We start from the raw sequence: 21,530 nt of genomic DNA, 5'->3' as shown, positions 1-21,530 counted from the left end.
CACCCGACGTGTCCCGCCAGTCCGACGGCGATCTCAACGCGTATGATCCCCTGCACTCCCTCTTCGGGGGCACGGGCTCCGAGCAGCGACTCGATACCGAGCGTGAACAGTTCCGCATGCTCGCCGAGGCCCTGCCGCAGATCGTCTGGACGGCGCGAACGGACGGCATCCAGGACTACCTGAACCGGCGCTGGTACGAGTACACCGGCATGTCCTTCGAGGACTCGAAGGGCGAGGGCTGGAAGCAGGCCTTCCACCCCGAGGATCAGCCCGAGGCGGACAAGCGCTGGCGCCACAGCCTGGCCACCGGCGAGCCCTACGAGGCGGAGTACCGCTGCCGCCGGCTCGACGGCGTGTGGCGCTGGTTCCTCGGCCGCGCCATCCCGGTGCACGATGCCCAGGGCCGCATCGTCCGCTGGTTCGGCACGTGCACGGACATCGACGACCAGAAGCGAACCTCGGATGTGCACGGCTTCCTCGCCGAGGCCAGCTCCCTGCTCGCGCTCACCCTGGATCCCGAGGAGACCGTCCGCAACCTCACCCGCCTGGCCGTGCCCCGGTTGGCGGACTGGTGCGCGGTGGACGTGGTCCGGCCGGACGAGACGGTCGAGCGCGTCTCGGTGACGCATACCGACGCCGCCCGGGAGACGTTCGCCTGGCAGCTCGCGCAGCATGAGCCCGTGGACCTCCACAACGCCGAGCACGGGCCCGGCTTCGTCATGCGCACCGGCGAGTCGGAGCTGCTGGAGGTCATCTCGGACGTGACGCTGGCCAGCCTCCCGCGCGACGCGGAGGGCCTGCGGCTGCTCAGGGAGCTGGGTCTGCGCTCCTCCCTCATCGTGCCGATGGTGGTGCACGGACGCACGCTGGGCGCCATCACCCTGGCCCAGGCCGGAAGCCCCCGGAGCTTCTCCGCCGCGGACCTCCCCCTGGCCGAGGAGCTCGCGCGCCGGGCCGCGCTCGCGCTGGACAACGCGCGGCTGTACCGGGAGAGCCAGGAGGCCGTGCGCCGGGCCCAGCACGAGCGGTACCTCGCCGAGCAGGCGCGCGCCATGCTGGACACGCTCCTGGACGCGGCGCCCGCGGGCATCGCCCTCTTCGATCGCACGCTGTGCTTCGTGCGCGTCAACCGCACCCTCGAGGCCATCAACCGCCGGCCCGCCGAGGACCACCTGGGCCACACCATGCCCGAGGTGCTCGCCGCGCAGCAGACGCCCGGCGTGGACATCGTGGTGAAGTCCCTGCGGCGGGCGCTGGAGACGGGCGAGACGCAGACGGTGGAGTCCTCCACCAAACTGCCCAATGGGGAGGAGCGGGCCTGGCTCGCGCGCTATGCCCCCGTGCGCTCCGCCGAGGGAACCACGCTGGGCGTGGCCACGGTGGTGCTGGACATCACCGAGCGCAAGCGCGCCGAGGCCGAGCGCGAGCGCCTCATCGCCGCGCTGGAGCGCAGCAACCAGGAGTTGGATCAATTCGCCTACGTGGCCAGCCACGACCTGAAGGCTCCGCTGCGCGGCATCGCCAACCTGTCGCAGTGGATAGAAGACGACCTGAAGGACGTGATGACCGACGAGACGCGCGAGCAGATGAAGCTGCTGCGCGGACGGGTGCAGCGCATGGAGGCGCTCATCAACGGCATCCTCGACTACAGCCGCGCGGGCCGGATGAGGAGCCGGCCGGAGCGGGTGGACGTGGGCCGGCTGCTGAACGAGTGCGTGGAGCTGCTCGCCCCGCCAGCCGAGGCCGTCGTGCAGGTGGAGCCCGGCATGCCCACGCTGCGCACCGAGCGGGTGCCTCTGCAGCAGGTGTTCCTCAACCTGTTGAGCAACGCCTTCAAGCACGCGCGGAGCTCCGACATGCGGGTGCGCGTGGGCGTGCGCCAGGTGGAGCCCTTCTGGGAGTTTTCCGTGTCCGACAACGGCCCGGGCATCGCCCCCGAGTACCACGAGCGCATCTGGGGCATCTTCCAGACGCTCCGGGCGCGCGACGAGCTGGAGAGCACCGGCATCGGCCTGTCGGTGGTGAAGAAGAGCGTGGAGGCGCGCGGCGGGCGAGCCTGGTTGGAGTCCGCGCCCGGCCAGGGCGCCACCTTCCGTTTCACCTGGCCCAAGCACATCCCGGACGAGGGGCGTTGAGGGTGTCCGTGAAGACGCTGAACATCCTGCTGGTGGATGACGACTCGGTGGACGTGATGAACGTCCAGCGGGCCTTCAAGAAGAACAACGTCCAGAACGCCCTCTACATCGCGCGGGACGGGCGGCAGGCACTGGAGATGCTGCGCGACGGCACGGTGCCGATGAACAACCGGCTCGTCCTGTTGGATCTCAACATGCCGAGGATGAATGGCATCGAGTTCCTGCGGGCCCTGCGCTCCGACCCGGAGCTGAGCACCACACCCGTGGTGGTGCTCACCACTTCCAACGATGACAGGGACCGGGTGCAGAGTTACGCCCACCATGTGGCTGGCTACCTCGTCAAGCCCGTCACCTCCCCGGCTTTCGTGGAGTTGATGGCCGCACTCAACGCATACTGGATGCGGGTGGAGCTGCCTTGAGGGCCGAGGACCAAATGGAGGAGCAACCGCTGCGCCTGTTGGTGGCGGATGATGACGAGGTGGACCGGCTCGCGGTACGGCGCGCCCTGCTCAAGGCGGGGTTGAACGCCCAGCTCGTCGAAGTAGGCGATGGTGCGTCCGCGCTCTCCGCCCTGCTGGAGCAGTCCTTCGACTGCGCGCTGCTCGACTTCCAGATGCCGGGCCAGGACGGATTGTCGGTGCTGCGTCAGGCCCGCGCGGCCCTGGTGGAGACGCCCATCATCATGCTCACCGGACAGGGCGACGAGCACATCGCCGTGGAGCTGATGAAGGCCGGCGCCACCGACTACCTCGGCAAGGCGGCGCTCACCCCGGAACGGCTGACCCACCTGCTGCGACAGGCCCAGCGTCTGCACGAGGCGGAGCAACAGTACCGCACGCTCGCCGAGGTGCTGCCCCACACCATCTGGACGAGCCGGCCGAACGGGGAGCTGGACTACATCAGCCGCCGCGGCTTCGAGGACTCCGGCATGGTCCCGGGGGATCCCTCGCTGTGGCCCAAGGCCGTCCACCCGGACGACCTGCCCCGGCTGATGGAGCGCTGGCAGCACAGCCTGCGCACCGGAGAGCCCTACGAAATCGATGTCCGCATCTGGCGGAAGTCCGATGGCGCCTGGCGCTGGCACCTCGTCCGGGCCCTGCCCACGAGGGACGCGCGTGGCCGCGTCGTCCGCTGGTTCGGCACCAACGCGGACATCGATGATCAGCGGCGTGCCCAGGAGCGCGCCTCGCGCCTGCAGGCCGTCACCGCCGCGCTCTCCGAGGCACCCACGCCCCGGCAGGTGATCGACGTCATCATCACCCAGGGCGTGACGGCACTGGACGCCCAATCGGGCGCCGTCTGCCTGATGGCAGAGGATGGCCAGTCGCTCGAGCTGGCGAGCGCCACCGACAACGTGCGGAACATGACGCGGGGCCTGGAGCGCATTCCGCTCGATGCCCCCCTGGCGGTGACGGAGGCGGTCCGCGAGGATCGGCTCGTCCTCTTCACCAACCGCGAGGAGCGGGACCGCCGCTATCCCACGGTCGCGCGGTTGGATCTGCCCTACGAGGCCGCTGCGGTGATGCCCCTGCGTGGCAGCCGGGGAGTGATGGGCGCGCTGGTGGTGAACTTCTTCCAGCCCCGCACCCTGTCGCTCCACGAGCAGGAGTTCTGCCTGTCCCTGGCACGACAGGGAGCACAGGCGCTGGAGCGGGCCCGCCTCTACGAGGCCGCGCAGCAGGCGCGCACCGCCGCCGAGGAGAGCGAGGCCCAGCTGCGCAGCGTGCTGGCGGAGCGCGAGCGGATGGAGGCCACGCTGCAGGAGCGCGACGAGCGGCTGCGCGCGGCCCTGTGGGCGAGCGGCACCGGCACCTTCCGCTGGGACATCCGCACCGGCGCGCTGGAGTGGGACGAGAACCTGGACCAGCTCTACGGTCTGCCCCCGGGGCGGACGGTGCAGATGATCGAGGACCTCTATCCCCTGGTCCACCCGGAGGACCGCGCCGAGGTGGAGCGCCGCAACGGCGCGTGCGCGCGCGAGGGCGCGGACTTCGAGATGGACTACCGCGTCGTGTGGCCGGATGGACGCGTGCACTGGCTGAGCAGCAAGGGCAAGACGTTCGTGGACGCGAACGGGCGCCCGCTCTACATGACGGGCGCCTGCGTGGACATCACCGCCCAGAAGCGGCAGGAGGCCGAGGCGCGCCAGCTCGCCGAGTTCGAGCGGCAGATCCTCGGCATCGTCAGCCACGACCTGCGCAACCCGCTGAGCGTCATCCGCATCTCGGCCTCCATGCTGCTCGCGCGCGAGGGGCTGGACGAGCGGGCGAGCAAGAACCTCACCCGCATCATCTCCGCCTCGGACCGGGCCACCCGCCTCATCCGCGACCTGTTGGACTTCAGCCAGGCGCGGCTGGGTGGAGGCATTCCGGTGGAGCGCAAGCGGATGGACCTCTTCGAGCTGGCCCGCGGCGTGGTGGAGGAGCTGGCCGCCAGCCACCCGGAGCGGCAGATGGAGATGGCGCAGGAGGGCGAGGGCGCGGGCGAGTGGGATGGAGATCGGCTCGCGCAGGTGCTCGGCAACCTCGTGGGCAACGCGCTCCAGCACAGCCCGCCTGAGACACCGGTGCGGGTGAGCTGCCGGGGCGAGTCCGGGCAGGTGCTGCTCGAGGTCCACAACCAGGGCACGCCCATCGAGGCGTCGCTCCTGCCCGACCTCTTCGAGCCCTTCCGAAGAGGCCGGCACGCGGGGAACGGAGCGGGCAGCGTGGGGCTGGGGCTCTACATCACCCGGCAGCTGGTGCTGGCCCATGGCGGCGGCATCACGGTGACGTCACGCCCGGGAGAGGGGACGCGCTTCACGGTGCGGCTGCCGCGCCGGGCCCCGACGCCCCCTCCCGTCCGGGGGGCCTGAGCGGCGCCTCAGCGGTTGACGGACTTCATGCTCGCCTCGGGGTAGCGGGTGCCGGCCGCCACGCCCTTGGGCGCGATGGCGTCGAGCTCCCGCAGCTCCTCGGGGGAGAGCCGGATGGTGGCCGCGGCGAGGTTCTCCTCGAGGTACTTCACCTGCTTGGTGCCGGGGATGGGGACGATGTCCTCTCCCCGTGCCATCACCCAGGCGATGGCCAGCTGCGAGGCCTTCACCCTCTTGCGCGCGGACAACTCGTTGATCTTCTCCACGAGCTGGAGGTTCTTCGTGAAATTGTCGCCCTGGAAGCGCGGGCTGTTGCGGCGGTAGTCGTTGGGCGCGAAGTCCTCGGGGCGGCGGTAGCGGCCGGTGAGGAAGCCGCGGCCCAGCGGACTGTAGGCGACGAAGCCGATGCCCAGCTCGCGCACGGTGGGGAGGAGCTCGTCCTCCGGCTCACGGCTCCAGAGCGAGTACTCGGTCTGGAGCGCGGAGATGGGGTGCACCGCGTGGGCGCGACGGATGGTGTCGGGAGCGGCCTCGGACAGGCCGAGGTAGCGGACCTTGCCCTGCTTCACCAGCTCGGCCATGGCGCCCACGGTGTCCTCGATGGGGACGGAGGGGTCCACGCGGTGCTGGTAGTAGAGGTCGATGTGGTCGACGCCCAAGCGCATCAGCGAGGCGTCGCACGCCTTGCGCACGTAGTCGGGCTTGCCGCTGATGCCGAGGAAGGAGCCATCCTCGCCGCGCACGTTGCCGAACTTGGTGGCGAGGACGACCTCGTCCCGCCGGCCGGCGATGGCCTTCCCCACCAGCTTCTCGTTGGTGAACGGCCCGTACATGTCCGCCGTGTCGAGGAAGTTCACCCCCAGCTCCAGGGCCCGGTGGATGACGGAGATGGACTCCTTCTCGTCACCCGAGCCGTAGAACTCGCTCATCCCCATGCAGCCCAGGCCCTGGGCGGAGACCTTCAGCCCCTGCTTTCCGAGCGCCCTCTGCTCCATGACGTTCCTCCTGTGGGTACGGACGCCGGTGGGCCGGACGCCCGAATGGGCCTCCTTGTTAGCCATCCGGACCCGCCGGGAACAGGGGAAGAACGGCCGTCGTCCAGATTCCAACTCAGCCCGCGCGCGCCACCGCCCGGGCCTTCTCCAGCATCCGGCGCAGCGGTGCCTCGTCCGCCCACGCCAGCGCCTCGTCCCACGTCAGCCACCGCGCGCCCGAGGACTCGCCGGGGTCATGCGCCAGCGCCTCGGGGTTCTCCGCCACCACCAGGTAGCGCACGTCCAGGTGCAGGTGCTCCGGCTCGTCCTTGCGCGCGGGAATGGTGTGGACGTCCACGTCCAGCGGCCTCGGCGCGCGCTCGTGCAGCCGCACCCGGCACCCCGTCTCCTCCCGCGCTTCCCGCAGCGCCGTGGCCTCCATGCTGCCCGCGTCCAACTCCTCCGCGTGCCCACCGGGCTGCAACCACCGCTTCAGCTTCGCGTGGTGCACCAGCGCCACCCGCTCTCCCGCCGGGTCCACCACCATCGCACTACCTGTGAAGTGGGCCCGCTCCTGCTTCCGGGAGAAGGGCCGCTCCAGCTCTTCGGCGAACGTACGCATCCGCGCCAGGTCCTCGCGCTCCTTGTCATCGGTGGGGACGTGGTGGGCCAGGAGCTCGTGCAGGGAAGTCCGGGGGGCGGTCATGGGCGCGCATTGTGCACTGATATAAGGTCGCGTCCATGGCCCGCATCCTCGTCATCGACGACCACGACACCCTCCGCGAGGGCATGGCGGTCACCCTCACGCGCTCCGGGCACACCGTGACCGCCGCCCGCTCCGGCACCGACGGTGTCGCCGCCTACAAGAAGACGCCCTTCGACCTCGTCGTCACCGACCTGAAGATGGACGGCATGGACGGCATCGCCGTCACCCGGGCGCTCAAGTCGCTGGACCCGGCCGCCGTCGTGATGGTCGTCACCGCCTTCGGCACCATCGAAACGGCCGTGCAGGCCATGCAGCAGGGTGCCTACGACTTCATCACCAAGCCCTTCACCCCGGACGTGCTGCGCGCCAAGGTGGAGAAGGGCCTGGAGCTGTCCTCCACCCGCCGCCAGGTGGAGCGCCTGTCCGCCCGCACCGAGGCCCTCGAGTCCGACGCCGCCCTCGCCCACGGCAACCTGCTGGTGGGCGACAGCGAGCCCATGCAGCGGCTCGTCACCCTGGTGCGCAAGGCCGCCGCCACCGACGCCACCGTCTTCGTGCGCGGCGAGTCCGGCACCGGCAAGGAGCTCGTGGCGCGCATGCTCCACCAGCTCTCGCCTCGCAAGGACGGGCCCTTCATCGTCGTCCACTGCGCGGCGCTCGCCGAGACGCTCCTGGAGAGCGAGCTGTTCGGCCACGAGCGAGGTGCCTTCACCGGCGCCGTCAAGCGCAAGCTCGGCCGCTTCGAGCTCGCCGACGGCGGCACCCTCTTCCTCGACGAGATTGGCGAAATCCCCCACTCCGTCCAGACGAAGCTGCTGCGCGTGCTCCAGGAGAAGGAGATTCAGCGCGTGGGCGGAGAGGAGACGCTCAAGGTGGACGTGCGCGTGGTGAGCGCCACCCACCGCGATCTCCAGGCCGAGGTGAAGGCCGGCCGCTTCCGCGAGGACCTCTACTACCGGCTGCACATCGTCCCCCTGCTGATTCCGCCCCTGCGCGAGCGCCCCGAGGACATCACCGCGCTCGCCCGTCACTTCGTGGCCAAACACTCGCAGCGGGTGAACAAGCGCGTGAAGGGATTGGATGACAGCGCCCTGCGCGCGCTGGCCCGCTACGCATGGCCGGGCAACGTGCGCGAGCTGGAGAACGTCATCGAACAGTCGCTCGTCTTCGCCGAGGGCGAGACGCTCCAGGAGACGGACCTGCCCACGCACCTCACCGGCTCGGCGCCCCGCACCGACTCCGGCCTGCCCGTGCCCATGGGAGACAGGCCCCTGCCCGACATCCTCGAGGACCTCGAGCGCCAGCTCATCGCCCGCGCCTACGAGAAGGCCGGCGGCGTGAAGACGGAGACGGCGCGGCTGCTCGGCATCAAGACGTCCGCGCTGTACTACAAGCTGGAGAAGTACGGCTTCATCTCCAAGGGCGAGCGCCCCGAGGAGTCCTGAGCGAGGGCGGGCCGCCAGGCGGCTCTCGCGGGAGAGGTGCGGCTTGTCCACCCGTCGTGTCGGCCCTGTCCTCCTGGCATTGATGGCACTCGTGCTGCTGGGAGGATGTGCCACGGGACCTCCTCGCGGGAGCCCGCTGAGCGGCTCTGGCCTCCACTCACGGGGGAGCGCGGGCGGATTCCCCGGACGGACCTCCCGTCAGGAGACGCTCGCCCCATTCCTGGCGTGCACCTCACCCACGGAGTTCATCGAGCTCCAGCACCGGGTGGACATGCCCCGGCTGGTGGAGGGGCTGGATGACTGGTCCGCCGTCCGGCTCGGCGCCCTGGGACCGCTGCGCTCGGGCGCCGATGTCCTCAACCGCAAGCGCGCCACCTTCCTCGTCAACGCCACAAGGGAGTACGGCGCCGCACGCGCCGAGCTGTTCGCCCTCTTCCTCATCCACTCGGCCTTCACCAACGACCTGCACGAAGTGTTGCTGCTGCTGGCGCGGGACAAACAACTCGGGGAGACGCTGGGGCGGATGGGCGCTGTCCGCGAGGCACTGAGGCAACGGGGCCTGAACCTCTCGGACTACATGGACCGCCCCGAGCACCTCGGTGACGTGGCCCGGGGCCTGACCCGTGCCGCCAACGAGGCGCTGTCCACCAGCGAGCTGCGCCGCGGTGCGCTGGCCATGAAGTACTCCGCGCAACGAGGACAGCTGCCTCCGCCCTACCAGGCGGTCCTCGACCAGGTGGAGCGGGCGGAGATGGCCGAGGCCTTCTCGCCGGAAAACGTGGCGATGGGGAGCTTCGATGCGCTGACGTTGGGCGTACCGCTGGGCTTCTACAACCTCGTGGCTGGCACGTGCCATGGGGTGTACTCGCTATCCCTGGGCCAGTACGAGCAAGCCACGCGCGAGCTGTCGGCCGCCACGGTGCTGGTGTCCTTGTACGTCGGGGGCAAGGGCGTGCGTTACCTCTCGGAGGCCAGGGGGACCACGGGAACCCCGTGGGTACGGGGGCGGCTCCAGGTGCCGGAGCTGGGATTCGAGGGACTGGCGGAGGTAGCGGAGCGCTTGTGGGCGCGGCTGGGTGGGGACGGCATCCGCGAGCTGGCCAGGTACATCCAGGCAAACCGGGAGGCGGCCCTCCTCGTCTACGAGCGAGGAGAGGCCGGAGCCATGGCCCTCCACGAGGCCCGGGGTGATGTGGCGAGGGCGCAGGCCTGGTTGTCGGAAGCGAGGCGGCCCGAGCGTTCTGGCCCCACCCCGGCGAGGATCCGGACGGAGAAGGGCCTCGGCGGCATGACGTCCCTCCTGGACGAGGAGGCGGGTCTCTCCAGGGAGGTGGTTGAAGCAAAGCTCGCGCACGCGGAGCTCGACTCCGCGGGCCCGCGCCTGTCCGGAAACGTGGCCGTCCTGGAGAAGCAGCGCCCCTCTCTCGACACTCCGCTGTCGGAAGCCCAAGGGCACCCGCTCTGGAACGAGTACGTGTCCTATTGGGAGGATCGTCTCGCGGAGCTGAAGCAGGGCAAGCCGGTCAAACCACCCCTCGCGTGGGCAGGCTATGAGCAGATGCGCGGGTTGTTCGCCCGGGGACTCGCATTCGAGCGTTTCATGGTGTCCCTGCTGCGTGCCGACGCGGCTCTCCCACGAGCGCAACGCCGCTTCCTCAAGGACTTCGACCAGCCCCACCTCGAGACGAACGTAGGCGTCATGAAGTCCGGCGTTGCCGAAATCCGTTACGCGGATGTCCTCGTCATCGAGGAACAGCCCCCCTCCGGCCAAGCTCCTCGCGTGGAGACCTTCAGCTTCAAGAGCCGGGACTTCAGGCAGCTGAAATCAAACGCGTTGACGGCCCAGATGCGGGTGGATGCAATCGAAGCCCTGCGCTACTACGGCGGAACACTGGATATCCGCCGCCCCTCCCTCAACCTGCGCGGCAGTCCGGTACAGGTCCACAGGGTCCGCCTCATCTACGAGGGCGGCGCACTCCAGCCCAGGGATCCCAGGGTGAAGGAGACAGCCATGAGCAGGATCAAAGCAGATGTCGAGGGAGCGGAGGTGCTCTTCCAATGAAGTCGCTGACGCTTCAGGATTTGAATGTGGAGGACAGCCTGAGGCTCTTCTTTGGCGGAACTTTCGACCCTCACGCTGAAATCGAGCGCGAGCTGGAGCCATTTCTTCAGGCACTCGAGGAGTACGCGGTCGAGTGGATGCCGAACCTCGTCGAGGGCAAGCGGCGACGCAAATACTCCCGCGCCGCCGTTTGGAAGGCGCTGGAGGAGACGCGCAACGAATACAGCTCGCTCATCGGCATCTACCGCACGACATCGCCTGCCGTGGCGTTGACGATCAACCCAGGGCTCACGCACCGCCGACCCGAGCTGGGTACCAGCCTCGAGGTGCAGCCACTCTCCTTCTTCGGGGAGGCAGAACGCTGCCGCAAGTTCGTGGAAATGGTCCGGGTCTGGGCCTCACGATATCCGGTCCCCTACGCCGCAGCCCACAGCATGGCGGATGACCAGTTGTCTGGCGCCCCCTACTTCGGCCGCGATGACGAGACCACGCGGCGAGACGGGTTCGACAAGGTCTACGAGGTGTGCTGGCTCAACGTCTTCGGCCCGAAGCTGGTGGAAACCGTCGGACGCGAGCGCATGCTGTCCACGCCGGCCTGGCGGGTCGAGGAGCTCCCCAATGGCTCCGTCCTCCTGGTGACCTGGCCCACCGCCGCGGACTTCGCCACCGAGGACTCACGCCAGGCCCAGGCCCGGGCGCTCGTGCACCTCCGGCCGGAGCTCGACTTCACCACCGTGCTGCGCACCCTTCGCGAGCGCAGCGCCACGCTCGCCCCCGTGGAGCCCCACTTCCACCCGGACGTGGCTCCACTCCTCTCACGGGTCGTGGACGACTTCGCCATCAGCAAGCGCCAGCGCAAGATCGCCGAATTCAACGCCTGGCAACCCCCGGAGCCGGAGGAATGGCTCCCCGCCGAGTCCGCCCTCCCCCCGGACGTGAACGATCAGGAGCTCGTTCGCGGGTACTACGCGACGCTCTCCGAACGCCTCGTGGCGCTCCTGCACTCCAAGGTGCCCTCCGTCTTCAAGGAGACTCCCGAGTCCCTCACCGATGTCGATGTCCACTTCTGGTTGGAGGACTTCCCGGAGGTCTTCGAGCGGAAGAACATCGACGAGCACGCCGTCCCCGCCGTGGGCGCGTACCTGGGAGAGGTGCTGGTGCGCAACCTGGGTGGGCAGTGGATACCGCGCAAGAAGCTCGGGGAGGCCCAGGTCCTCGTCGGCCAGCGCGTCTGGCTGCCCATGGTGCGGGCCCATCGATACATGCGCTCGCGCCAGTCCTTGCTGGACTACTCCCTCACGCGGCTCTACCGCGAGGCCGAGCGCCATCGTCCCTGAAGCGCGACCTCCCGGGTGGTGGCCCATGGCAGAACCCGGAAGGCGACCCGTGCCGGGGTGGAGCCAGTGGCGGAACGTCCCGCCCGGCTGTAAAAAAGAAACCGCAGCCCTCGAAAATCCACCGTCCCCCCGCCCCCCTCGTGGTTTTCCATCATTGCCCACCTCCCCTCTCCCGGCGCCCCCATGGCCGAAGTCCCCGGAACCGCTCGGGTTTCGTGGGCAACGGAGCGCTCCGCCACGCAGTGGCCCTGGCATCCTGCTTGCTGTTAGGTGGGGATTGATGAAGCGCGTCCTGCTCGCCCTCCTGCTGAGCCTCTCCCTGGGGATGCCCGTCTGGGCAGCCTCGGGGCTGGACGCGCTGAGGTCCGAGGCGCAGGCGGGCCGGGCCCAGGTGCGCGAGCTCCGCGAGCGTCAACAGGTGCTGCGCTCGGAGCTGAACACCCTGGCCGGGCGCATCGAGCAGCTCAAGGCCGAGCAGCGGGGCCGGCTCGTGGCGGGCCCGGAGCTGGAGACGGCGCTGCGGCGCTCGCAGGAGCTCTCCGGTCAGCTCACCGGTCTGGCCCAGTCACTCGCCGGGGCCGAGTCCGAGGCGGAGCGGCGCAACCTGGCGTTGCACTCGGCGCTCTCCGACGAGCTGGCCCGGGTCCGCGCGGCCTGGGATGCCACGAGCGACCGCGAGGCCCGCTCCCGGCTGATTGCCCGCATGCGCGGCCTGCGCGCCGAACGCGACGCGGTGCGCTCCGCGCTGCCTGCCTCCCGGGTGCCGGCGTTGAACCCGGCGGAGGCGAGCGATGACCCCGAGGATCTGCTGGAGCAGGCGGACGCGCTGCGCGACTCCGAGGACAAGGTGCGCCAGCGCCTGAAGTCCCTCCGCGCTCGCATCACCGAGGTGCGCGAGGAGCGGGAGCTGGACCGGCGCATGAGTGACTTCCTCGGGGAGGAGTCCATGTTCGACGAGCAGGACCGGCACATGCGCCTGCGCCTCGACTCCTCCACCCGGTCCATCTCGGTGGACGTCTCCCAGCGCCAGGGGGGCAGCCTGTTCCCCGGTTCGCGGGACAACTTCGGGGCGGATCCGGGGGGGTATCCCTCGGCGGGAGATTCGCCGGGAGGCGGAAGCCCCGAGCCGTCCTTGCCCTCGACGCCGTCACCGCCCGAGAACAACGGGGCGCCGCCGCCGACCTACCAGCCCTACAGCCACCGCGCCACCGACAGCCGGCCGCAGGTGGGCACGGTGCGCGCCCAGGCGCTCGCCAGCGACAACCTGGACGATCTGCGGGGCCTGGAGCAGGAGGCGAAGCAGCTCGAGTCGCTCGCCCGCGAGCTGGACTCCCGCGCGGACTCGCTGGAGCGCCGGGCCCGGGAGCTGCGCTAGTCGAGCAGCCGCACCTTCACGTCCAGCCGCACGTCGGCCTGCAGGCGCACGTCCTTCGAGGGCTTGCGACCCCTGCCCCGCACGCTGATGCTCATGGAGGGAGCGGTGATGAAGGGCTGGAGCTCCACGTCCTCCAGGTCCATGGACAGTACCGGGTTGGGCGCCTTGAGACCCAGCGAGGCGATGTTCTTCTTCTGCGCCACCAGCACCTCCCGGTCCCCCGTCTTCGCGTAGAACTCCAGCGTATCGAGGAAGGAGAAGTCCTGGTCCGCCGGCGCGATCACCTGGAGCTCGAGGGACCGCAGCCTGGCGGAGGACACATGCTCCTTGCTGACCCCCTGGTTCTGGAAGTCCTGGTTCTGGTCGAAGTCCAGGTTGGTGAAGCTCCCGATGGCCGGGAAGGCATCGAGGAGGACGGAGATACCCGTCGGATCCCCTTGCACCGTGGTCTCCCCCTTCACCTCCGCGACGAAGCCGGGGGACGCGCAGGCCAGGAGGGAGGACAATGCACACACGGAAAGGAGGGAAGCGAGTCGCATGACGCGCACTCTACCGGCCGTCCGGGCGCGTCGTCACCGACCCGCCGAGCCGGACGCCCTCTCGTGGACAGGGCATGCGGACGGAGCCCGGGGTATGGTGCGCCCGTTGAAACGGCTCCTCTCCGCGCTCGTGGTGTCCTCCCTGATGCTGGCCGGTGGCGCACATGCCGCCGACGTGGAGGGAAAGCTGCGCGTGACGGGCAGGATGATGCTGGACGGGAACGCGCCGCGTGACTTCACCAAGGGTCACACGCGCGCGAGCACCTCGGACCTGGTGTTCGGTCTGCTCGCCGCGGCCGAGGGCCGCTACACCGAGGACCGCTGGCAGCTGGTGGGCCGCTATGACGGAGGCGGCCGCAAGTACCTGGGCTTCTCCAACGAGGACGTGCTGGTGCAGGCCGCCGCGCTGGAGGGCTCGCTCGCCCTGGGCTCGTCACTGGGAGTGGGTGTGGAGGGACGCGCCAAGGACCGGCGGGGCGGCTCCCGCGCGTACACGGACCTGGCGGCGTCGGCCTTCGTCGAGTACGCCCCGGACACCCGGCTCTCCCTGCGCCTGCGCGCGGGTGCGCACCGATTCCTCTACCACCGGGACTTCTCCGCCAGCTTCGGCGGCCCCGAGGTGGGCTTCCTCGCGCGCTACCGCCTCGTGCGCCGCCATGCCCTCACCGTCTCCGGCGAGTACGGCTCGCGCCGCTACCACTCGTCCGTGCGCTACCCGCCGGGAACCACGCCGGAGTGGACCGGACGGCGCGAGGACGGGGCCCTGATGGCGAGCGTGGGCTACTCCTACAAGGGCCCACTGGCACTGGGGCTGTCGTACTCGTACCAGGAGACCAGCTCCAACAGCTTCGGCGAGTCGGTGCAGCGCCACCGGCTGAGCGGCACCGCGGGGGTGCGCCTGCCCTGGAAGCTGACGCTGATGGCCCAGGGCTCGCTGGGCCTCAACCGCTACCCGGACGGCGTCTACCTCTCTCCGGAGATCATCCTCCTCGAGGATGACGAGGCGCAGAACACGCTGTCGCTGAAGCTGGCCCGGCCGCTGAGCACCCGGGTGGACCTGGAGTTCTCGTACGCGATGTACGGTACCCGGCTGCCGCGCAACGATTTGTTCTACTTCCGCCAGGTGGCGGGGGTGGGCCTCACCTGGCGGCCGTAGCGGGCCTCAGTCCAGCCCGGACAGCCGCTCGTCGATCTCCTCGGCGAGGCTGGCGTGGCTCTGGGCGAGCGCCGTGTCGCGGGCGCGGGTGAGCACCTCGCGGGCCTTCTGCGTCTGCCCCGCCCCGGCGTAGGCGTCCCCCAGGGACACCAGGGCCGCGGCGTACTGGGGATCCAACCGCACCGCCGTCTCCAGGGCCTGGGCCGCCTCGGCGTACTGCCGACGCTCCAGGTAGGCCTTGCCCAGGGAAAAGTGCGCCATGGGCGCATCGGGGAACTCGGCGGCCATCTGTTTGAACTGTTCCAACCGGGCGTCGCTCATGAGGCGGTGATAGAGGAGAGACATGTCCGTTGCCAAGCAAGACGTGCGCTCCCTCGCCGAAGCCGCCCGAGCGGCCTCCCGTGTGCTCGCCACCGCGCCCACCGGGCAGAAGGATGAGGCCCTCCGGCTCATGGCCCGCCACCTGCGCGAGGCCATCCCCTCCATCGTCGCCGCCAACGAGGCGGACATGGCCGCCGCGCGGGCCTCGGGCAAGGGCGGGGCCTTCCTGGACCGGTTGCTGCTGGACGCCTCGCGGGTGGAGGCCATGGCCCGGGCGGTGGAGGAGGTGGCCCACCTGAAGGACCCGGTGGGTGAGGTGACGGAGGGGTGGGATCGGCCCAATGGCCTGCACGTGAGCAAGGTGCGGCTGCCGCTGGGGGTGGTGTTGATGATCTACGAGGCCCGCCCCAACGTGACGAGCGACGCGGCGGCGCTGTGCCTCAAGAGCGGCAACGCGGCGCTGCTCCGGGGAGGGAGCGAGGCGGCGCGCTCCAACGCGGCCATCGCGGCGGCGCTGGCGGCGGGCGTCACCGAGGCGGGGCTGCCCGCGGCATGCATCCAGCCGGTGCCCCCGGGCGAGCGTGAGACGCTGCTCGAGCTGCTGAAGCTGGAGGGGCTGATTGATTTGTGCATCCCCCGGGGCGGAGAGGGCCTCATCCGCTTCGTGGCGGAGAACGCGCGGATTCCGGTGGTGAAGCACTACAAGGGTGTCTGCCACGTGTACGTGCACGCGGCGGCGGACCTGGACATGGCCACGCGCATCACCCTGAACGCCAAGACGAGCCGTCCGGGGGTGTGCAACGCCGCCGAGTGCCTGCTGGTGGACCGCGCGGTGGCGGAAGCGTTCCTGCCCCGGGTGGCCCGGGAGCTGGTGGCCCGGGGGGTGGAGCTGCGCGGGGACGTGGCCACGCGGGAAGTGCTGTCACGCGCCGGGGTGGCGGTGACGCCGGCCACCGAGGAGGACTGGGGGCGGGAGTTCCTGGACCTCATCCTGGCGGTGCGCGTGGTGGACGGGCTGGACGCGGCGCTGGGACACATCGCTCGGTACGGAAGCGAACACACGGAGGCCATCGTCACGGCGGACGCGGCGGTGGCGGGGCGCTTCACCCGGGAGGCCCAGGCGAGCGCGGTGGTGTGGAACGCCTCCACCCGCTTCAACGACGGAGGCGAGCTGGGCCTGGGGGCGGAGATTGGGATTTCCACCAGTCGATTGCACGCTTTTGGTCCCATGGGGTTGCGAGAACTGACGAGTCAGAAGTACGTCATCCACGGGCAGGGTCAGGTGCGCTAGGGTGCGCCCCAGGACACATATGGCGACGAAGAAGACCACGACGAAGAAGGCAGCGGCGAAGAAGAGCGCGGCGAAGACGCCGGCCGCACGCAAGAAGACGGCGGCGAAGAAGGGCGCGGTCCGGAAGCTGCCCGCGCGCAAGAAGTCGGCCGCGAAGAAGAAGGCGCTCACCCCCGCGGCGGCCCCGGCGCCCCGCGCGGAGAACCCGCGAGCGCATGCGCTGGCGCGCAAGATTGGCAACCTGCTCTCGGACAAGAAGGCGTCGGACATCGTCATCCTCGACGTACGCGGGATGACGTCCTACGCGGACTACTTCGTGGTGGCCTCGGGCGAGAGCGACCGGCAGGTGTCCGCCATGGCGGAGCACGTGCTGACGAACCTCAAGCAGACGGAGGACCTGCGTCCCATCGGCCACGAGGGCATGGAGACGGGCCAGTGGGTGCTGCTGGACTTCGGCGAGGTGGTGGCGCACCTCTTCCACACCGAGGCGCGCGCCCACTATGACCTCGAGGGCCTCTGGGCGGACGCGGCGCGGGAGAAGGTGGCCTGAAGGTCCGGCTCCTCTCCATCGGCAGGGATCGCTCGGGCCTCTACGAGCCCGCGGTCCAGGAGTACGCCTCGCGCCTGACCCACTACACCCGCTTCGAGCTGCTCGAGTTGCCCGAGGCGGGTGGGAAGAAGGGCAAGGCCGGGGACGCCAGGAGCGCCGAGGCCGAGGCCATCCTCGCGCGCCGCAAGCCGCAAGACCTGCTGGTGGCGCTCGACGAGCGGGGCAAGCTGCTGGACTCGGTGGAGTTCAGCCGCTACGTGGGCCGGGCGCAGGATGGCGCGAAGGACCTGCTGCTCATCATCGGCGGTGACGAGGGACTGGACGAGCGGGTGAGGCAGTCCGCGGACCTGGTCCTCTCGCTGTCGAAGATGACGCTGCCGCACCGGCTGGCGCGGGTGGTGCTGGTGGAGCAGCTCTACCGCGCCTTCACCATTCTCAAGGGCGAGCCGTACCACAAGTAGGCGGCCGGGCGGCGCCGTCAGGCAGCGGAAGTGGCGCGCGTCGGAGGGGAGCATGAACCCCTCTCCTCACGTCCGTGTCATCGCCTCGCCCCAGTCGTGGGTGGAGGGTGAAGCCATCCGCCAGCTCGAGGCCGCCTCACGACTTCCCGGCATGCGCTCCGCGGTGGGCCTGCCAGACCTGCACCCAGGCAAGGGAGCACCGGTGGGTGCCGCGTTCGCCTCCGAGGGCATCTTCTATCCCTTCCTGGTGGGCAACGACATCGGCTGTGGGATGGGGTTGTGGGAATTGGACCTGCCCGCGCGCAAGGCGAAGCCGGAGCGCTGGGCGGCGAGGCTGGAGCTGGATGGACCGTGGGAGGGCAACACGGACGCCGTGCTCGCCGACATGGGCGTGAAGCCCTGCGGCTTCGAGGCGGCGCTCGGCACGGTGGGTGGTGGCAACCACTTCGCCGAGGTGCAACGGGTGGACGCGGTGCACGACGCCGGCACCTTCACCGCGCTGGGGCTGGAGCCGGCTCGCCTCCTGCTGCTCGTCCACTCCGGCTCACGAGGATTGGGCGAGGCCATCCTGCGAGCACACGTGGACCGGCATGGCACCGGAGGGCTCGCGGAGGACTCGGACGAGGCGCGACGCTACCTCGAGCGGCATGACCATGCCGTGGCCTGGGCGCGGGCCAATCGCGCCACCATCGCCGGCCGGATGATGCAGGGCATCGCGGCCGGGGGACGACGGGTGCTCGATGTCTGCCACAACAGCGTCACTCCGAAGGAGTACGAGGGCCACACGTGCTGGCTGCACCGCAAGGGCGCCGCGCCCTCGGACCAGGGGCCGGTGGTGATTCCCGGCAGCCGTGGCTCGCTGAGCTACCTGGTGCAGCCGGTGGGCGACGGCGCGGGCCACGCCCACAGCCTGGCTCACGGAGCCGGCCGCAAGTGGACGCGCTCCAGTGCCCGTGAGCGGATGCGCGAGCGCTTCACCCCCGAGGCCCTCACCCGCACCTCCTTCAAGAGTCATGTCATCTGCGAGGACCGCGACCTGCTCTTCGAGGAGGCTCCTCCCGCGTACAAGGCCATCGACCGCGTGGTGGGGGACCTCGTGGACGCCGGGCTCGTGCGCGTGGTGGCGACACTCGCCCCCGTGCTCACCTACAAGACGCGTAGCCGGCGCGAGTGATGTGTGGCGTATTGCCGCACCCGCCCAGAATGCCGCACCCCCGCTGACCGCGAATGAGGCGGAACGCCACAACATCGGCCCATGGAGGCCCACCGAGCCCGAGGCAGACACGCTGGCACGCCCGTCGCAGTGCTGCCCATGAGACGGCATGAAGGCAGCCACGGGGCCGCGCACGCTCGAGCTGGAGCAGACCAACGCCCGGCTCACCGAGAGCTTGCGGCAACTCCAGGCCACCCAGGCGAAACTCCTCTTCGCCGACCGGCTGGCGACCATCGGCCAGCTCGCGGCGGGCCTGGGTCATGAGATCAACAACCCGCTCGCGTTCATCATCGGCAACCTCGACTACGTGCAGCAGCAGATGGTCCGCACGGCGGGAACCCCCACGCCCGAGGAGCACCAGGAATTGCTCGAGACGCTCGCCGATGCGCGCGACGGAGCCGAACGCGTCCGGCTCATCGCGCTGGGCGGGGAGATCTCCGTGGAGAGCGAGGTGGGCCGGGGCTCCACCTTCCGCGTGCACCTGCCCGTGTACGAGGCTGACGAGCCGCGCGCGCGCGCGAGCGGAGCCCTCGCGCGCGGCCTGATATCCCCCTACGAGTGAGCGGGTTGAGCATGCTCCCGCTCCCCTCGGGAGAGGGGGTATTACTTCCCTGACGGGGATTAGCGAACCGGACCTCCCGTGGGCTCTCCCGGGCTGACGATGGTTCCGAACCCCACATCGGCGGCGATCCGCGGCTCGTCCTTCACCAGGTGGAAGAACTGGTCACGGAAGGTCTCCGGCGTCAGATGGGCGACCGCGGCGAACCGGGCCAGTTCCTCCGGCTTGTCGAAGTCCTGCCGCTTGAGCCGGAGCATGAAGCTCCGGGCAATCTTGTAGCGGTCCGAGTCGATGTCCACCATCCGCACCCGGGGCCGCCCCGTCGCCGGATCCTTCATCTCCTGGAAGGTGATGGGGTGGAACCGACCATTGACCATGGAGACCACCGCCTCGGTGCCCCCCTCGATGATGTAGCGGGCCGCGCAGTGGCCGAGATCGCGCGTGTACTCCATGTCGAAGGGGATGGGGTCGGCGCAGCGCACCTCGTAGCCGATGTACTTGGGGATGAGCGTGGCCTTGATGCCGAGGGCCGCGAGCCGCTCCTTCACGCCCTTCTCGAGGATTTCTCCCAGGTTGATCTCCGCCACGTGGATGTTGCCCATGTGGTCTCGCGGCAGCTCCGTGTGCCGGGCCAGGTCCTCGGGGTCGATGCAGTCGGCGAGGCCCTCGGCGATGAGGGCGATGCCATCCGGACGGCCGTAGGACAGCCGCTTGATGACCGAGCCGGCGAGGATGTCCACCGCGGTGGAGAAGGGAATCTTCTTCCCGCGGAACTCCTCGGGGATGAGGGAGACGGTCGCCCCCACCGCCTTGCCGATCGACAGGGCGAGGTGCCCCGCCTTCCGTCCCTGGGCGATGACGAAGTACCAGCGCGAGGTGGTCTTCGCGTCGACCATCAGGTTCTTCACGATCTCCACTCCGACATGGCGCGCGGTCTGGAAACCGAAGGTGCTCGTGTCGTGGGGCAGATCGATGTCGTTGTCGATCGTCTTGGGGACGTGCACCACGCGGATCTTCCCCCGGGTCTTCTCCGAGATGATCTGCGCCAGGGTGGCGGTGCCATCACCCCCGATGGTGATGAGCATGCCCACGCCGAGCCGATCCAACCCATCCAGCGTGCGCTGGAGGTGCTCGGGGGTCCGGGTGGGGTTGGCGCGGGAGATGCCGATGTACGAGCCGCCGCGGAAGTGGATGCGGCTGGTGTCCTCGATGGTCAGGGGGACGACATGGGAGCTGTCGCCCTCGGCGAGCCACTTGAACCCATCCTGGATGCCGATGACCTCCACTCCCGAGAGCCGGGCCCGGATGGTGGCCGCTCCAATCACGCTGTTGATGCCCGGGGCCGGCCCCCCGGCGACGACGATGGCGAGCTTCTTCATGTGTCCATCCCATGGTGAAGTGACCTGCGCTCGGCAGGCGGCGTGCACTCTGGTCTCTCCAGAATCTAGCCTCCTGTGTCATCGTCGCCACCACCATTCATCCGAGGGGGGAACCAATCGTGCTCCAGGAGTTGATCGAGCTGCTCTATCCGCCCGCGTGCATCGCCTGTGCGAAGGTGATGCCCGTGCGCGCGCCCTTCTGCGAGACGTGTGATCTCGCCGTGGAGCGGCTCCCGACCTCGCGCTGCCGCACCTGCGCCGAGCCCGGTTCCTTCCCCGGAGACACCTGCCCGCGCTGCCGCGCCTCGCCCCCACCCTTCTCCCGAGCCTGGGCCCCCTTCGCCCACGAGGGCCCCATCGCCCGCGCCATCCACCGCTTCAAGTACGAGGACCACCCGGAGCTCGCCCCCACCCTCGCGGAACTGCTCGCCTCCGAGTGCCGTCAGTTCCTCTCCCGGGCCCCCGGCCTGCTCGTCGCGCTCCCCCTCCATGACAAGCGCTTCCGCGAGCGCAAGTACGACCAGGCCCAGCTCCTGGCGGGCGGGCTGGCCCGAGCCACCGGCCGCGAGGCCCCCGTGGGACTCCTCTCCCGAGCCCGTGAGACCCGGCGGCAGGTGGGACTCTCCGAAGCCGAGCGCGCCCACAACGTGGCCGGTGCCTTCACCGCCTCCCCGTCCGTGGCCGGTCAGGACATCCTGCTCGTGGACGACGTGCTCACCACCGGCGCCACCGTCCGTGCCGCGGCCATCGCGCTCCGCGAGGCCGGCGCCACCCGTGTCGAGGTCCTCACCCTCGCCCGCGCCTTCTCCCTCACCTAGGCGGGGAGGACCTTCCAGTACCGTCGGCCATCCGGCGAGCGATCGAGCAGGCGCGCGTCGTAGAGGTCGCGGCGCAGGAGTGCCCAATCACCGAAGGTGTGCAGGGCCTTCAGCAGCTCATTGAGACCCCGCTCGCTCCACTCCGTGCCGTCCGGGAGTCGGGACGTCGGATAGCACAGGGCCTCGAGCTGATCCGTTCGCTTGGAGGGCCAGCCCTTCAGCCGGCCCTCGGCATCCAGGTAGCGGGCGAGCTTCTCGGAGACGGAGGGACACTCGGGGTGCCATGACCTCTCCCCGACGATGGGGGTCCTCCCTCGCCCGCCCTCCGACATTTCAGTTGCTTGTCCGCCCATGA

The 21,530-nt window shown here is 69.9% G+C and carries 20 protein-coding genes; 14 read left to right on the top strand and 6 right to left on the bottom strand.

Translation table 11 applies throughout. From position 1 onward, the window contains the following. The first annotated feature begins 8 nt into the window (after window positions 1–8). The 3 genes from JQX13_RS25280 to JQX13_RS25270 are packed head-to-tail and all read left to right on the top strand — an operon-like array spanning window position 9 to window position 4,989. Window positions 9–2,135, top strand: coding sequence for a PAS domain-containing sensor histidine kinase (locus JQX13_RS25280; RefSeq protein ID WP_203411466.1), 2,127 nt, complete (start codon window positions 9–11; stop codon window positions 2,133–2,135). Between the two features lie 8 nt (window positions 2,136–2,143). Beyond that, window positions 2,144–2,554 (top strand): response regulator, encoded by a 411-nt coding sequence (locus JQX13_RS25275; protein WP_343211139.1) that lies wholly within the window; start codon window positions 2,144–2,146, stop codon window positions 2,552–2,554. 14 nt (window positions 2,555–2,568) lie between these two features. Beyond that, window positions 2,569–4,989: a PAS domain-containing protein gene (locus JQX13_RS25270; RefSeq protein ID WP_203411464.1), complete on the top strand. Its 2,421-nt coding sequence runs from the start codon at window positions 2,569–2,571 to the stop codon at window positions 4,987–4,989. An 8-nt stretch (window positions 4,990–4,997) separates the two neighbouring features. Here the strand turns inward: JQX13_RS25270 and JQX13_RS25265 are convergent, their stop codons facing one another. Together JQX13_RS25265 and JQX13_RS25260 are read right to left on the bottom strand one after the other, a co-directional pair. Continuing rightward, window positions 4,998–5,984 (bottom strand): aldo/keto reductase, encoded by a 987-nt coding sequence (locus tag JQX13_RS25265; RefSeq protein WP_203411463.1) that lies wholly within the window; start codon window positions 5,982–5,984, stop codon window positions 4,998–5,000. Between the two features lie 115 nt (window positions 5,985–6,099). After that, window positions 6,100–6,669: an NUDIX hydrolase gene (locus JQX13_RS25260; protein ID WP_203411462.1), complete on the bottom strand. Its 570-nt coding sequence runs from the start codon at window positions 6,667–6,669 to the stop codon at window positions 6,100–6,102. A gap of 35 nt (window positions 6,670–6,704) precedes the next feature. On the opposite strand from JQX13_RS25260, the gene JQX13_RS25255 reads away from it, so the two are divergent. The 4 genes from JQX13_RS25255 to JQX13_RS25240 all read left to right on the top strand — a co-directional run bounded on the left by JQX13_RS25255 (window position 6,705) and on the right by JQX13_RS25240 (window position 12,888). Beyond that, complete coding sequence (locus tag JQX13_RS25255; RefSeq protein ID WP_203411461.1) at window positions 6,705–8,114, top strand: sigma-54-dependent transcriptional regulator; 1,410 nt, start codon at window positions 6,705–6,707, stop codon at window positions 8,112–8,114. 43 nt (window positions 8,115–8,157) lie between these two features. Continuing rightward, window positions 8,158–10,176 carry a hypothetical protein gene (locus tag JQX13_RS25250; RefSeq protein WP_203411460.1) on the top strand — a complete coding sequence of 673 codons (2,019 nt, stop codon included), beginning with the start codon at window positions 8,158–8,160 and terminating at the stop codon, window positions 10,174–10,176. After that, entirely contained in the window at window positions 10,173–11,513 is a 1,341-nt protein-coding gene (locus JQX13_RS25245) for a hypothetical protein (protein ID WP_203411459.1), read from the top strand. The genes JQX13_RS25250 and JQX13_RS25245 overlap by 4 nt, the downstream gene beginning before the upstream one ends. 280 nt (window positions 11,514–11,793) lie before the next feature. Beyond that, complete coding sequence (locus tag JQX13_RS25240; protein ID WP_203411458.1) at window positions 11,794–12,888, top strand: TetR family transcriptional regulator; 1,095 nt, start codon at window positions 11,794–11,796, stop codon at window positions 12,886–12,888. On the opposite strand, the gene JQX13_RS25235 is transcribed toward JQX13_RS25240, so the two are convergent. Continuing rightward, on the bottom strand, window positions 12,885–13,427 hold the full coding sequence (locus tag JQX13_RS25235; protein ID WP_203411457.1) for a hypothetical protein: 543 nt from the start codon (window positions 13,425–13,427) through the stop codon (window positions 12,885–12,887). The two genes, JQX13_RS25240 and JQX13_RS25235, sit on opposite strands and share 4 nt — an antisense overlap. Window positions 13,428–13,521: 94 nt before the next feature. Between JQX13_RS25235 and JQX13_RS25230 the strand changes: the two genes are divergently transcribed. Beyond that, a complete protein-coding gene (locus tag JQX13_RS25230) occupies window positions 13,522–14,583 on the top strand; it encodes a hypothetical protein (protein WP_203411456.1) in 1,062 nt (353 codons plus the stop codon). Between the two features lie 6 nt (window positions 14,584–14,589). Here JQX13_RS25230 and JQX13_RS25225 read toward each other — a convergent pair whose 3' ends face one another. Further along, a complete protein-coding gene (locus tag JQX13_RS25225) occupies window positions 14,590–14,928 on the bottom strand; it encodes a tetratricopeptide repeat protein (RefSeq protein WP_203411455.1) in 339 nt (112 codons plus the stop codon). On the opposite strand from JQX13_RS25225, the gene JQX13_RS25220 reads away from it, so the two are divergent. The 5 genes from JQX13_RS25220 (at window position 14,927) to JQX13_RS25200 (ending at window position 18,981) form a co-directional block, all read left to right on the top strand. Further along, window positions 14,927–16,195 carry a glutamate-5-semialdehyde dehydrogenase gene (locus JQX13_RS25220; RefSeq protein WP_203411454.1) on the top strand — a complete coding sequence of 423 codons (1,269 nt, stop codon included), beginning with the start codon at window positions 14,927–14,929 and terminating at the stop codon, window positions 16,193–16,195. The genes JQX13_RS25225 and JQX13_RS25220 overlap by 2 nt on opposite strands. 19 nt (window positions 16,196–16,214) lie before the next feature. Then, window positions 16,215–16,745: a ribosome silencing factor gene (gene rsfS / locus JQX13_RS25215; protein ID WP_203411453.1), complete on the top strand. Its 531-nt coding sequence runs from the start codon at window positions 16,215–16,217 to the stop codon at window positions 16,743–16,745. Beyond that, window positions 16,742–17,206, top strand: a complete 465-nt coding sequence (locus tag JQX13_RS25210) for a 23S rRNA (pseudouridine(1915)-N(3))-methyltransferase RlmH (protein WP_203412201.1) — start codon at window positions 16,742–16,744, stop codon at window positions 17,204–17,206. Before rsfS ends, JQX13_RS25210 begins: the two co-directional genes overlap by 4 nt. 52 nt (window positions 17,207–17,258) lie before the next feature. Continuing rightward, window positions 17,259–18,380, top strand: coding sequence for an RNA ligase RtcB family protein (locus tag JQX13_RS25205; RefSeq protein WP_203411452.1), 1,122 nt, complete (start codon window positions 17,259–17,261; stop codon window positions 18,378–18,380). A 148-nt stretch (window positions 18,381–18,528) separates the two neighbouring features. After that, on the top strand, window positions 18,529–18,981 hold the full coding sequence (locus JQX13_RS25200) for a histidine kinase dimerization/phospho-acceptor domain-containing protein (protein WP_203411451.1): 453 nt from the start codon (window positions 18,529–18,531) through the stop codon (window positions 18,979–18,981). A gap of 59 nt (window positions 18,982–19,040) precedes the next feature. Here JQX13_RS25200 and pfp read toward each other — a convergent pair whose 3' ends face one another. After that, a complete protein-coding gene (pfp, locus tag JQX13_RS25195) occupies window positions 19,041–20,357 on the bottom strand; it encodes a diphosphate--fructose-6-phosphate 1-phosphotransferase (protein ID WP_239015149.1) in 1,317 nt (438 codons plus the stop codon). 119 nt (window positions 20,358–20,476) lie between these two features. Here pfp and JQX13_RS25190 point away from each other — a divergent pair, with 119 nt between their 5' ends. Further along, window positions 20,477–21,175 (top strand): ComF family protein, encoded by a 699-nt coding sequence (locus tag JQX13_RS25190; protein WP_203411450.1) that lies wholly within the window; start codon window positions 20,477–20,479, stop codon window positions 21,173–21,175. Here JQX13_RS25190 and JQX13_RS25185 read toward each other — a convergent pair. Further along, a complete protein-coding gene (locus JQX13_RS25185) occupies window positions 21,172–21,507 on the bottom strand; it encodes a DUF2087 domain-containing protein (RefSeq protein WP_203411449.1) in 336 nt (111 codons plus the stop codon). The two genes, JQX13_RS25190 and JQX13_RS25185, sit on opposite strands and share 4 nt — an antisense overlap. Window positions 21,508–21,530 lie beyond the last annotated feature (23 nt).

The sequence above is a fragment of the Archangium violaceum genome (assembly GCF_016859125.1).
In the GTDB taxonomy this organism is placed as follows: domain Bacteria; phylum Myxococcota; class Myxococcia; order Myxococcales; family Myxococcaceae; genus Archangium; species Archangium violaceum_A.
This window is presented reverse-complemented; position numbering and strand designations above follow the sequence as displayed.